9 protein-coding genes are annotated in these 14,679 nt (G+C 36.1%); all 9 read right to left on the bottom strand.

Annotation, left to right across the window (positions count from 1 at the left end):
- Window positions 1-252: 252 nt before the first annotated feature.
- Window positions 253-1,578 (bottom strand): xylose isomerase, encoded by a 1,326-nt coding sequence (gene xylA / locus ACODST_RS23500; protein ID WP_488934530.1) that lies wholly within the window; start codon window positions 1,576-1,578, stop codon window positions 253-255.
- Between the two features lie 8 nt (window positions 1,579-1,586).
- Window positions 1,587-3,068, bottom strand: a complete 1,482-nt coding sequence (locus ACODST_RS23495) for a xylulokinase (protein WP_488934529.1) — start codon at window positions 3,066-3,068, stop codon at window positions 1,587-1,589.
- 2 nt (window positions 3,069-3,070) lie between these two features.
- Window positions 3,071-4,078, bottom strand: coding sequence for a GntR family transcriptional regulator (locus tag ACODST_RS23490; protein WP_488934528.1), 1,008 nt, complete (start codon window positions 4,076-4,078; stop codon window positions 3,071-3,073).
- Window positions 4,079-4,596: 518 nt separating this feature from the next.
- Entirely contained in the window at window positions 4,597-6,339 is a 1,743-nt protein-coding gene (locus ACODST_RS23485) for a glycoside hydrolase family 43 protein (protein ID WP_488934527.1), read from the bottom strand.
- A gap of 17 nt (window positions 6,340-6,356) precedes the next feature.
- A complete protein-coding gene (locus tag ACODST_RS23480) occupies window positions 6,357-7,391 on the bottom strand; it encodes a glycoside hydrolase family 43 protein (RefSeq protein WP_488934526.1) in 1,035 nt (344 codons plus the stop codon).
- Between the two features lie 23 nt (window positions 7,392-7,414).
- The gene (locus ACODST_RS23475) at window positions 7,415-8,848 is read right to left on the bottom strand and encodes an MFS transporter (RefSeq protein ID WP_488934556.1); all 1,434 of its coding nucleotides are present in this window, start codon (window positions 8,846-8,848) and stop codon (window positions 7,415-7,417) included.
- Between the two features lie 309 nt (window positions 8,849-9,157).
- Entirely contained in the window at window positions 9,158-10,267 is a 1,110-nt protein-coding gene (locus tag ACODST_RS23470; protein ID WP_488934525.1) for an endo-1,4-beta-xylanase, read from the bottom strand.
- Window positions 10,268-10,316: 49 nt separating this feature from the next.
- Window positions 10,317-13,187 (bottom strand): glycosyl hydrolase 115 family protein, encoded by a 2,871-nt coding sequence (locus ACODST_RS23465; RefSeq protein WP_488934524.1) that lies wholly within the window; start codon window positions 13,185-13,187, stop codon window positions 10,317-10,319.
- 194 nt (window positions 13,188-13,381) lie between these two features.
- Window positions 13,382-14,545, bottom strand: coding sequence for a mannonate dehydratase (gene uxuA / locus ACODST_RS23460; RefSeq protein ID WP_488934523.1), 1,164 nt, complete (start codon window positions 14,543-14,545; stop codon window positions 13,382-13,384).
- Between the last annotated feature and the right edge of the window lie 134 nt (window positions 14,546-14,679).

The raw sequence follows: 14,679 nt of genomic DNA, 5'->3' as shown, positions 1-14,679 counted from the left end.
TTTATTCGTTTTGATTTTCAAAAAACAGTAACTAAACCTTCAATCTGTTTTTCTTAAATCTCAAAGTAAAAAGCCATAATCTTAATACACATTTTCGAAGTCTTTATTTAAAAAAATCATTTTTAAAGAGAATAACGTTTTATAGCTATCACATTGAAAATTAAAATTATTTTTAGATTTTCTATCTCACTAAATATTTTGTAGAAACCTAACAGGTTTTGAAAGCCTGTTAGGTTTATAGAAGTTTACCAATTAAATATATTGGTTGATGATATTTTCAAACAATTCTTGTTTACCGCTTTGAAGATTTAATTCTCCATTTTCGTGAGCGATAGAATAAAGATCTTTCAAGTTTAATTTTCCATCAGCGAAATCTTTTCCTTTTCCAGAATCGAAAGAACTGTATCTTTCTTTTCTTAATTTCTCGTAAGGAGAAGAAGAAATGATTTTATCAGCTGTCAATAATGCTCTTGCAAAAGTATCAGCTCCACCAATGTGTGCTAAGAAAACATCTTCTAAGTCTGTAGAGTTTCTTCTGATTTTAGCATCAAAATTAACTCCTCCGCCTTGTAATCCGCCAGCTTTTAAGAAAACCAACATGGCTTCAGTAGTTTCCTGAATGTTATTTGGGAATTGGTCTGTATCCCATCCGTTTTGGTAATCTCCTCTGTTTGCATCGATGCTTCCTAACATTCCTGCTTTTGCCGCAACTTCCAATTCGTGTTGGAAAGTATGCTGTGCCAATGTAGCGTGGTTTACCTCGATATTGATTTTGAAATCTTTATCTAAACCGTAATTTTTCAAGAATCCGATTGCTGTAGCCGAGTCAAAATCGTATTGGTGTTTTGATGGTTCCATTGGTTTTGGCTCGATGAAGAAAGTTCCTTTAAAACCTTGTGCTCTTGCGTAGTCTCTAGACATTGCTAAGAATTGTGCCATGTGGTCTAATTCTCTTCCCATATCTGTGTTTAGTAAAGACATATACCCTTCTCTACCTCCCCAGAATACGTAGTTTTCTCCACCTAAAGCGATTGTTGCGTCAAGTGCTAATTTTACTTGTCCACCGGCTCTTGCCACTACATTAAAATCTGGATTTGTAGCTGCTCCGTTCATAAATCTTGGGTTTGAGAAACAGTTTGAAGTTCCCCAAAGCAATTTAATTCCAGACTCTGCTTTTTTCCCTTTTAAATATTCTGTAATGAAAGCCAAACGTTTTTCTGATTCTGCGAAAGTTGCTCCTTCAGCAATCAAATCGTAATCGTGGAAACAGAAATAATCGAATCCCATTTTGCTGATGAATTCGAAAGCAGCATCTGCTTTGTCTTTTGCTGCCTGATATGGATCTGATGAAGCATCCCAAGCAAATTGCTGTGTTCCTGGTCCGAATGGATCGCTACCCTGTCCGCAGAAAGTATGCCAGTAAGCGATCGCAAATTTAAAGTGCTCACGCATTGTTTTTCCAGCTACAACCTGGTCTGGATTGTAATATTTAAATGCCAAAGGATTGTCAGATTCTTTTCCTTCAAACTTAATTTGGCCAATACCTTTGTAGTATTCTTTATCTCCTAAAACTATCATTTGATTTTTTATTTATTTGTTAATATTAATTCTAATTCTTTTTTCCATTTCTGATATGCCGCTTCGTATTCCTCTTTGTTTTTTAGAGGCAAAAAGGTCATTACGTGATCGTTTGTTGTAATTCCTGAACCAAATTTTTCAAAGTCACCATCTGTCAAGCCTACTGCTCTTGCTGCTCCTACTGCTCCAGTTGTATTATAAATTTCTATCTCATGCCCAATTAATGTCGCCACTGTATTAGAGAAAATTTCAGAACGGAATAAATTATCATTTCCAGCTCTAATTACATTAATTGTTGCATTATCGTCTTTCAAACATTCCATTCCGTACACAAACGAAAATGCAATGGCTTCTAAAGACGCTCTGAATAAATGTGCATTGGTATGAATATTAAAATTCAGGTTTAAAATGTGAGATCCAATGTTTTTGTTATTGAACATTCTTTCAGCGCCATTTCCAAACGGAATTACAACCAATCCTTGTGAGCCTACATTTATCTGAGATGCTTTTTCATTCATTTCTTCATACGACTCATTTCCGATATTGTTTCGCATCCATCGGTATTGGATTCCCGCTCCGTTTATATTCAGCAATTTTCCAACTCTTGGATTTGACTCTGTATAATTTACATGAACAAAGTTGTTTACGCGAGTACTTTTTCCTGAGTTTGTTTCTGTAACAGCATAGAAAACGCCCGACGTACCACCTGTCGCCGCAACTTCTCCCGAACGAAGTACATTTAACGACAAAGCATTATTTGGCTGATCTCCCGCTCTATACACAATCGGAATTCCAGCTGGCAATCCAGATTCTGCTGAAGCTTTTTCTGTTACAACTCCCTGATTCGTAAAATTTTCTACAATTTTTGGAGTTAATGCTGTATCAATTCCATAATATTCTAAAAGCCAATCGGCTACTTTATTTTCTTTATAATCCCAAAGCATTCCTTCAGACAAACCGTTTTTAGTTGTCGTTACTTCTCCTGTCAATTTCAAAGCGATGTAATCTCCCGGAAGCATGTATTTAGCAATTTTATTATAAACTGCTGGTTCATTTTCTTTAACCCATTTCAGTTTCGAAGCCGTAAAATTCCCTGGCGAATTCAATAAATGCAACATGCATTTTTCTTCTCCAATTTCCGCGAAAGCTTTATTTCCAATCTCAACCGCACGGCTGTCACACCAAATAATAGAATTTCGTAACGGAGTACCTTCTTTGTCCACAATCACCAATCCGTGCATTTGGTACGAAATACCAATTCCCTGAATTTTAGACGCATCGATATTCGCTTCTTTAATCGCTCTTTTCGTTGCTGTACAAATGTACTGCCACCACATTTCAGGATCTTGTTCCGCCCAGTCTGGGTGAATCGAAAGGATTTCCATTTCGTTCTGAGGTTCATTCAAAACGATCACTTTTTTACCCGTTTCTGCTTCAACAATTGCTGCTTTAACAGAAGAACTTCCAATATCATATCCGATATAATACATACTTACAATGATTCTCTTATTATTAATTTTGTCGGCACATAACACTTCGTTTCTTCGTCATGCGTAATAAATGCCGCTGCTTTGGTTCCTATTTCTTTAAAATCAGTTGAAACAACCGAAATTCCTTTGTATATAAATTTCTTCATCGGGGTTTCGTTGTACGACAAAAAGCCAACATCTTTTCCCGGTTCGTAATCTTTCTCTTTGCATTGTTCCAAAAAGTGCCCTAAAATCCTGTCGCTTACACTGATATAAGCCATTCCTTTTTCGATATTGAATTTCTTTGGATCTGTAATCACTTCATATTCAAAACCAAAATCGGAACAAAATTTCTTGAAAAACTCAACCGTTTCCCACGGATGATTTGTAAAATCTGGATATACAAATTGTATCTTTTTGTACTTTTTAAACAAATCCACCGCTTCTGTCAAAGAATCATAAAACGCTTTCCCGAAATCCTGAAACACATAATTCTGAGCTTTATCTGCCTGAATATTCCAGTCAATCAAAAGCAGTTTGTCGCTTGCAATTGCCGACAATGCCGGAGCAATTTCTCGGTGATCAAAATTCATCACCACATATTTATAATACTTCCCGATTCCGTTATTGATGATCGTTTTAAAAACATCAATATTATAATGATGAAACTGCACATCGATAATCACATTATCCGGCAGATTATTCATAACCGAATGATACAAAACTTCTTTATAAGCTTTGAAGGTATCTAAAACCAAAAGCACTTTTCTGGTTTCACCAGCCACATAATAGCCTTTATTCGGCACAGATTCAATTGTATTCTGCTCTTTCAAAATAGAATAAGCCTTAAAAACCGTATCTCTCGAAAGCTGATATGTTTTGCAGATCACATTCACCGACGGAAGCAAATCTCCCTTCTGCAAAATATTCTCTGCAATCGAATTTGTGATTCCGTCCACCAATTGCTGATACTTCGGAATATCACTTTCGTGATTGATTATAAACTCAAATTTTTCTTCTTCTTTTAGCATACCGTTCTGTTCCGTTCTGTTATGCTAAAGTAGACAAAAATATTTTATAAAAAATTGTTTTTTATATTAATTATGTTAAGTTTTTAAAATTCTATATTCCAATAATTTGGGCGTGTCCCGCCGAAAAAGGCGGGTCGGGCTATCCGTTGCAAGTCCTCGTCTCGTCATTCTGACGAGACTGTGGGCTTTCCACTGCTATCCCTCACGCGAAACGGTTTCAGAAGATGTGACAGAACATTATTTTTCATAAGTTGTCGTACATCATTTAACCGCAAAGCACACAAAGGTTTACGCAAGGTTCGCAAAGGATTTGTTCATAATATTTATCATCCCTCATAGCTCTGGAAGAGCGTAATATTTATAGAAAATTCAAATCCACACAGATTAAAAGCTCCAGCGGAGCGACACATTTGCCACAAATTATATATCGCTCCGCTGGAGCTTTTTACAATTGGACGTTCCAAAAAATCTATAAATATTTCGTCCCTCCGGGACTTTATCCGAAAAATCTAAAAAATCTACCTCTCAAAATGCTCACTCGACGCATACATTGCTAAATACGTCCCCACAAAACCGCCCGCTTCTTTTGTACTTAAAATAGAACCATCTACATCTTTAATCAATAAACCCCATTCTGCATTCTGAGCTGTCTTATAATAAAAACTATACTTTCTTCCGTTTCCTTCAATCTTTAAAAACAATGCTTTATCAGCATCCAAAAGGTCTTTTTTAGCAATAATCTCCGATTCTCCATTATTGATTTTACCAACTGTTCTTTCAACAAAAACTTCTTGTTTTCCATTTGAATTCAATCGTTTCCCAATCAAAAAATAATGTTTTTCATTCTGAAAAGCAGTCAAACCCGCAACTTGTAAATTATCTTTTGGTGTAAACTCAAATTTAACAGAAGCTTCAAATTTTAAATGCTGTTGTCTTCTTCCTATAAAAGAAAAATTGGTTTCAGTATGAATCGATTCTTTTCTTGGTTGGATTAAAAGTTTTCCGTTAGTCAGTTCGTACCATTTTTCAGAAGGCGTTCTGATGAAATTCCATTTCAAGCCCAATTCGTTTGAATCAAAGTCATCTTTCCAGATAAAATTCCCATTATTCGGTTCTATTTTTTCTTTTGAAAGAGGCAAATTCGGACGCTTGTTTTTCATTGGAATTGCATCTTTACCACCAACAATTTCTGGCCAGCCATTTTTCCATTCAACCGGCATCATAAAGGTTTCTCTGCCTGTATTGTACAAATCGCCTTCATACGGACGACAGCCTAAAAATACTGACCACCAATCGCCGTTTGGCAATTCAACAAAATCAGCATGACCAGTGGTTGAAACTAAATTTTTACGATTCGGGTCTAAATGTTTCTGCGTCAAAATCGGATTATGGGCATAACTTTCATAAGGACCATAGATGTTTTTACTTCTAAAAACCACTTCTGAATGATTAAAACCTGTTCCGCCCTGCGCACAAATCAGATAATAAAACCCATCTTTTTTCATCACATGCGGGCCTTCAATCCAGACTGGTTTTATAGCCATATCGGTTCCACCATTCACTATTAATTTTGGCTGACTCACAATCTTTTGAGTTGCTAAATCATACTCGAGCATATAAATAGCGCGATGCCCATCATGAACCGAAACATTATTTGGCGGAGGCCCGTTATGCGTGATATACACTTTTCCGTCTTCATCAAAGAAAATATCAGGATCAATCCCGTTGACTTCAGGAAGTGCAATCGGATTTGACCATGGCCCAGACGGATTTTTAGCTGTAACAATAAAATTCCCTACTCCGCTGACATTCGTACAAATCACATAAAAAATGCCTTTATTGTATCGAATCGTTGGCGCATACATGCCACCTGACAAACGAGAATTCCCAAAATCGGCCTGTTCGCGACGATTGATGATATTTCCAATCTGTTTCCAGTTTACTAAATCTGTGCTTTCAAAAATAGGAAGCCCAGGAAAATAGCAAAAAGAAGAATTGACGAGATAAAACTTTCCTTCAGCACTACAGATGGTCGGATCAGGATAAAACCCCGCCAAAATCGGATTCAGGTATTCATTCTCCGATTTCGTCAGATTTTGATACGCATCGTCATTTCCTCGGTAATCAAACCAATCAAAAACAGCATAATCGGAATACACAACCGATTGTGATTTTTGCGAAATTTTTTTACACGATGAAAAAGCACTCATTAAAATGACTGCGCTGACCAATGCACTACCTAATCTGCTTCTTTTAAACATGTTTTTTTTCTAAAATCTTAATCAAACAATCTTCTTATTCCATACGGATCAATTGTTACTATCGAACCGTCTTCGAGATAATCGATTTTGGTTACTTTCATGCTTCTCAAATGCGTTACACCTTTTGACAAACTCGAATCGTGGTAAAACAAATACCATTCGCCTTCTACTTCACAAATAGAGTGATGCGAAGTCCAGCCAACCACAGGATTCAAAATTCTTCCCTGATACGTAAACGGCCCATATGGATTGTCGCCAATAGCATAACAGATAAAATGGGTATCTCCTGTAGAATAAGAGAAATAATATTTTCCGTTGTATTTGTGAACCCATGAAGCTTCAAAAAAACGACGGTCATTATCGCTTGCCAAAATCACTTTTCCGTTTTCATCTAAAATCTGAATTTCTTTTGGCTCTTCGGCAAACTCCAGCATATCATCACGAAGCATCGCTACGATTGGCCCTAAAGCAGGTTCATTTCCGAATGGCTCTTCATTATTGGAATCGTATATATTATTTCGGTATTTCTGAAGCTGTCCACCCCAGATACCTCCAAAATAGATATAATGTTTTCCGTCTTCGTCTTCAAAGACAGCCGGATCAATACTGTAACTTCCTTTTATGGCATCGGGCTGCGGTATAAACGGCCCTTCCGGTGCATCGCCTATCGCTACTCCAATCTGGAAAATTCCGTTGGCACGTTTGGCCGGGAAATACAAATAGTACTTTCCGTTTTTATGTCCAGCATCGGGTGCCCACATTTGTTTTTCGGCCCAGGCCACATCATCTACATGAAGTGCTACTCCGTTATCCACAACTTCAGATGAAATGGTGTCCATCGAAAAAACGTGATAATCTTCCATCCCGAAATGATCTCCGTTATCATTAAACGGAATTCCGGCATCTATATCATGCGACGGATAAATATAAATCTTCCCATTGAATACATGCGCCGAAGGATCGGCTGTATACATATGAGATACTAATGGCTTTGAAATCGCCAAGTCATTAATTTCCTCAAAATTAATGTGTTCAATGCTATCTTCAGGCATAGTGGTATCTTTGTTTTAAATAATTAAGTTCTTCTTTCTTTTAGTTCGGTTTCAATCTGCACTTCCATCGCTTTATCGATTTTATAGAAAAACAGCAATCCAGCTCCAATTAAAAACGGGATTGCAGGGAAAATACTTACTAGTAATTTGATTCCGTTGATGGCAGTAGCTGACTGCTCAGACGCATTTGGAACGTAATGGAAATAGCCTAAAAACAATGTCGTTAAAGCCCCGCCAATACTCAATCCTGTTTTTAGTCCGACCATCATTGCAGAAAAGATTATGGCGGTTGCACGACGATTGTTCAGCCATTCTGAATAATCGGCAACATCGGCAATCATCGCCCATAAAATCGGAATGGTGATTCCATAGAAAAATCCGTGCAGGATTTGAGAAAAAAACATCAATCCGATTGATGTTGGCGGATAGAAATAAAAAGCGATGATAAAAAGTGTCGAAATGAATAAAAACAATCCGAATACATTTCGTTTTCCATATTTATCAGCGAGATTTTTAGACAATGTAATTCCGATAATCATAAAGATAATGCCGCCCGCATTAAAGAGTCCGAAACCTGCTGAAACAGGATCATTCCCAAAATGATTCAATCCAATATTCGTTAGAAAATCCAAAATAGGCTGAATAAAAACGGCCAATTGTTCTTTATCTACATAATTCTCAAAATAATATACATACGAACCGCCTTTCATAGCCAAAGTCACAAAAACCAAGGTCGTCAGCGAAAGCATAATAACCCAAGGTCTGTTTTTGATTAAATCGCTCAAATCTTCTTTAACGCTTGATTTTTGCTCTGGTTTTGGAATGATTCTTTCTTTCGTCGTTAAAAACGTAATTAAAAGCATAATCGTTCCGATAATCGCCAAAGCGGTCATCACTTTTTCAATTCCGATTGCTTTATCTCCGTTTCCGGCACTTTTGATAATCCCAAGCATGAAAACCTGAACGAAAAACTGTGCAAACATCACCGCAACAAAACGATAGGATGACATACTGTTTCGTTCTTTCATATCGCCTGTAATCACGCCACTTAAAGCAGAATATGGCAAATTGTTTCCTGCGTAAAAAAGCAGTAATAAAGTGTAAGTTACAACAGCATAAATCACTTTCCCTTTATACGAGAAATCGGGAGTTGAAAAGGCTAATAGTGCCACTACTCCAAGCGGAATTGCGGTCAATAAAATCCAAGGTCTGAATTTTCCCCATTTCGTACTCGTTCGGTCTGCCAAAACCCCAATGATCGGATTAAAAATAAAAGCTGCAACCAATCCTACAATCAGCATAATGATGGAAGAATCTGTTGGTGATAATCCGTAAATGTCGGTGTAGAAATACGCCAGATAGGTCATCAAAGTCTGAAAAACTAAATTGGCAGCTAAGTCCCCTAAGCTGTATCCAATTTTTTCCTTAATGGATAGTTTTTGTGAAAGGTTAGTCATTCGTGGGTTTGTGGTCATTTTATTGATTAGTTATGTAAGCAAAAGTGGTTTCTAAAAAATAAAGTTAGTCAGTTTTTCTCCTGCAAGGTTTTCAAAACCTTGTAGGTTTCCAATCATTTATACTACTCGTCAGTCATACCTACAAGGTTTTGAAAACCTTGCAGGAAAGCGAATTGCAATTAAAACAATCGGTTGTGTAAAATTAGACAAAAAAACATATTATGCAAATTTAGTTTACTTTATTTAAGTTATTTTTCATTTCACAACCGATTGTTGATCAATTCATCAATCTTGAACTGTTTTGACTGCTTACTCTTTAGTTTCTTTCAACTTTAAGATGCTGTCGTAAGCTGGTTTATGTTTTAATTGCTTGTCAAACGGAAGCGGATAATTCGTTCTTCCTTTAATCGGCCAGTCGTTAAGCCAAGATTGACCGTCATGAACGCCCCAAAATGTAACTCTGCTGATTTTGTCTTTATGCTTTAAAAATAATTTAAAAATCGATGCATAACGTTCTGCTAATTGTGTCTGAACTGAATCGGGTAATTTTTCCGGATACGGATTCATTTTAGGGTTTCCTTCAAATTTCTGATTTACGTCTGCTCCTTTTAAATCCCACGGATTTGGTAAAACCGTAATATCCAATTCTGTAAAAGCTACTTTGATTCCTAAAGCCGAATATTCTAAAATGCTTTTTTCTATTTCTTCTAATGACGGACTTTGTAATCGCCAGTGTCCCTGAATGCCAACGCCATCTACTTTTCCGCCTTCGGCTTTTATTTTTTTGATTAAAGCAATCGCTCCGGTTCTTTTTGCCGGTTCTTCGATATTATAATCGTTGTAATATAACTCGGCTTTAGGATCGGCTTTTTCTGCCAGTTTGAAAGCATCAACCAAATATTTCTCGCCAAGTGTATTCAAGAAAACTGATTTTCTCAAAGTTCCATCGTCATTTAAAGCTTCGTTGACCACATCCCAAGAATTGATTCTGCCTTTGTACTTAGAAACTATTGTGGTAATATGATCTTTCATAAAAGCTTTCATTTCTGTACTATCAGCAATTTTTTCCATCCAAGGCGCCAGCTGACTGTGCCAAATCAAAGTATGTCCGTGAATAAACATTTTATTCTTCTCACCATACGCCACAAATTTATCAGACAAAGCAAAATCATATTTGTCCTTCTGCGGATGCGTATACATGGATTTCATAATATTTTCTGCCGTAATTGCATTAAACTCTTTTCGAATCAAAGAATCTTCTTTCTTGTCTTTTTCTTCGATTTGATCAGCGCTTAAAGCGGTTCCAATGTAGAAATCGTCTTTGTAAGCGTCTTTTAATGAAGCAGTTTCTTTTTGCGAAGTACAGCTTATGGTCAGCAAGGCCGTGACGGCAAATAAATAAGGTTTAATGCATTTCATATCTTTTTGGTTTAAATAGTTAATCGTTTTTTTTATTCGTTTAGTTTTGTCATTCCTTCCTAAAACTCTCTGGCGGTCCCAAATACGAATCCAAAACTTTTCCCTCTTCAGTTTCAATTACAATTTTCTGAAGCACCAGCGCTGGATCAATTCCGTAAATTTTTAAAAGATGGTTTCCAGAATTTTCAATACTATGCGATGAACTTATGATTTTAATATTATTCGCAACAGATTCTGCCCAGGCTTTTTCCGAAGAATCTGCGTTGAGGTTCATGATTTGCGGTTTTTCATTGTCAAATCCAATTCCGTATTTTAATCCGTCTCCCTTTTTAAAATTGATTGTCGGCGAAAAATAGGCTTTTACTTTTACATCTCCTTTGCTGAAAAAATGAACATTGTATTCTAATCTTGGAGATTGTTCCGAGATTTCAATTGGCTTGATGTTCGAAGGTTTTAACGTTACACCTGATGAAGTTTTTCCCAGATTTGGGATTACGGCCCATTTTACAGAATCTGGATTTATTGCTTTCGAATAATTCTCAGCTTCTATCGAAATATAGCCGTTGTTTTCAACAAAACCCATAATTTTATCAGGATCAATATTATTGTGTTTTATCTCAACATTGTGTTTTTTACCACGTGCAAAAATTATAAACTGATTTTTAGATATTCCTTTTGGTGCTTTATTCCAGTCAACATTTATTGTAATTCTTTCATCACGAACAACAGTTCCTTCAGAGAAAGAAAATAAAATCCAATTATTTTTATTATCGATATACAACTGGAAAGATTTTACACCTCTATTATCTAAATCAATATAAGTCGTATTCTTTTCAAGGGAATTTAAATCTGGCAAAACAATCTTTTTTGTGCTTGTTGAATCATAAACTTCTTTACTGCCTTCCACCATAATTGCGGGATTTGTTGTGGTATCAAGAAAAGTTCTTTTCGTTTTCGGAATCACATTTTTATCTGGCTGTTGCCAATTATCATATCCAATATGTGTCTGTGACATCATATGGTTCCATTTGCCATTTGCTACTTGTGTATGATAATAATTTGTAAGCTCTGCATCTTTTTTAAACAACTCTTTTACTTTTTCAGCATAATCATTTGTCAAACTTCTTCCCTGCTCTGCAAATAAATTATTTTTAGCCGTTGCAACATACAATTCATTCAAATTCGAACTTGCCAAAACAGGAAACAAAACCAACTGATAAAAAGCATCTTTGTATTCTGGTCTCAATTTTTGGTTTATCGAATTGGCTTTTTCAACTAACTTTTGATAATCTGCCACAACCTCATCAGCTTCATTATAATTCGTAATACTATAAGTTTTTGAATCTAATAATTCAGGTTTTCTTCGGGAATTGTATTTTGTATATAATTTTAAAATCTGAGCGATTTCACCTGTAAACTGGTTGTCAAAATTCTCTTTAGCCCAATCTGAATAATAGTGTTCTAAATTTCCTGCATTGAACTTTTCAGGATTCCAAGCTATGTCCAGGAAAAACTCTATTGGAAATTCCATTGGTTTGATGTCACCCACATTTACAATCCAGATTTTATCAACTCCATATTGATACGCCAAATCCATTTGTTCCCAAACTCTTTCAATTTGATTCGTGTTGATCCATTTGTAATTTCTCGGCCCGCCCACATAATCGTAATGATAATAAATACCGTAACCGCCTTTTCTAGGTTTTGAATCCAGTTCTGGAAGTTTGCGGATATTTCCCCAATTATCATCGCACAATAAAAGCGTAATATCATCAGGAACCGTCATTCCTTTGTCGTAATAATCCTGAACTTCTTTGTAAAGCGCCCACATTTGCGGCGTTTCTTCCGCTGGTTTTTTCGTAACTTCTGAAATGATATTTCGTTGTGTTTTTACGATATTTTCTAATAATTCAATCGCAGTTCCTTCAGTCATCGGTTCATCGCCGTCACCACGCATTCCGACTGTAACGATGGTTTCTTTGTTTCCCATTCGTTTAATTCCGTCTTTCCAGAATTGAATCAAAGCTTCAGAGTTGGTAGTAAAATCCCATTTCCCGTTAGATTTTCCCCATTCAGCATGTGCTCTCGTTAAGGGTTCATGATGCGAAGTTCCCATTACAACTCCATATTCATCGGCCAAAACAGCATTCTGCGGATCTTCAACATAAAACATTCTGCCCCACATTGCCGGCCATAAATAGTTGCCTTTCATTCGCAGAATCAATTCAAAAACTTTATCGTAGAATTTCGAATTAAATCCGCCGAATTTCTCAAAAGCCCAGCCAGATAAAGCCGGAGCTTCATCGTTTATAAAAATCCCTCTGTATTTTACTTTTGGTTCTCCCTGCGAATGAATTCCAGGTAAAACATGCAATTCTGATTGTTTTTTAACGGGAACATCTGCCCAGTAATACCAAGGCGAAACGCCAATTTGATTAGACAAATCATAGATTCCGTAAATCGTTCCGCGTTTGTCTGAACCCGCAATTATCAAAGCTTTCTTGATTCCTTTAAATGGATTTTCAACTATCTGTGTGGTAAATTTTTCCCATTTTCCCTTAAGCTGATTGGCATCAATTTTTCCTTCTTTGGCTAATTGATCAATGATTTCATTTTTTCCGAGTGTTCCTATAATGACAACAAAATCTTCTGCCTCCGAAATCTTTTTTATTCTCTTCGAATGTAAATCAGAAACTTTAAAAAGATCGTTTTCTAAATGTCCTGTTACTTTTAAAACTCCTGCATGATCTCTATCGTCAACCAAAATTGAAGCTATTTTTCCTTTTGAAACTAACGGAAAATTTTCACTAGAAGCCTGATTAACTACATATTTCTCTGGATTTATGGCGTACGAATTTGTTCTTAATCCGATTAGGAGAAGTGATAAGATTATGTATGTTATTTTAGTTTTTAAACACATAGATTATAGATTTGATACGCATCCTAACAGGTTTCCAAAACCTGTTAGGTATTATTTAAAGTTTTTCCTGTTCTCATCGGCAAACCCGACAGGTTTTAAAAACCTGTCGGGTTTAAACTGGTGAATATTACTTTACCTCTTATGATACCTAACAGGTTTTGGAAACCTGTTAGGATACTTGAAAATAACTTTTATTACAAATTCAATTTATACCCAATTCCCATTTCCAAACCTCGTAACTCTGCCAAACCTTTTAATCTTCCAGTCAACGAATAACCAGGATATGTTTCGGTTTCTTCATCAACTCGATGCAGAAAACCATGATCTGGGCGCATTGGTAGGCTTGTTTTGGTTTTATGCATTAATAACAATAATTTCTCAACAATGACTTCCATTTTGACATCACCGTTTAAATGCTCTGATTCCCTAAAAATAGTTTCGCTTTCGCGAATGGTATTTCTCAAGTGTAAAAAGTGAATTCGGTCTCCAAAATCGTCTATTATTTTTTCCAGATTGTTTTTGGGATCGGCACTTAATGAACCTGTGCAATAACACAATCCGTTTGCTATTGATGAAACAGCACTAAAAATCGCTTTCAAATCTTCTTCAGTTGAAACAATTCTCGGAAGTCCTAAAACCGAAAACGGTGGATCATCGGGATGAATCGCTAATTTTTGTTCGTTTTTCTCCGCAATCGGAGTTACTTCTGATAAAAAATAAATCAGGTTTTCTCTTAATTTTTGATTGTCGATTTCGGCATAATTTTCTAAAAGAGACAAAATCTGTTCTGCCGTAAAATTGATTTTACTTCCCGGCAATCCCAACAAAACATTTTTAAATAATAATGCTTTTTCATCTTCCAATAATTGATTTCCGAACTGTAACGCTTTTTCTTTTTCAGCATCAGAATAATCGTTTTCCGAATTCGGTCTTTTCAAAAGAAAAACATCAAAATAAGTAAACGCATCCTGATTGTACAGTAAAGCTCTGCTTCCGTCTTCGTTTATAAAATCATGATTCGTTCGCACCCAGTCCAGAATCGGCATAAAATTATAGGTTATTATTTTGATGCCACAGTCCGCAAGATTTTGCAAACTGATTTTATAATTTTCAATGTATTGCAGATAGTTTCCCGAAGCTCGTTTGATTTCTTCATGAACAGGAAGACTTTCCACCACAGTCCATTCCAGTCCGTAATTGCGAATGATTTCCTGCCTTTCTTTTATTGCTTCAACAGTCCAGATTTCGCCAACAGGAATTTGATGCAATGAGGTTACAATTCCTGTTGCTCCTGCTTGCTTAATATCAATTAATTTGACATTGTCATTCGGCCCGAACCATCGCATGGTTTGCTGCATTTTTATCATACTTCTCTTCTGCAAAAATTAATTAAACACATAGAAACATAGATTTATATTTAACTCAAAAAAAGATTAAAGAAAGAAACTAGTTTCTCACACATAGCTATGTGCATTAATGCAAGTGAAACGCC

The sequence above is a fragment of the Flavobacterium sp. FG19 genome (genome assembly GCF_057809475.1).
The sequence above is the reverse complement of the archived record's forward strand: the minus strand, read 5'-3'. Positions and strand labels throughout refer to the sequence as shown.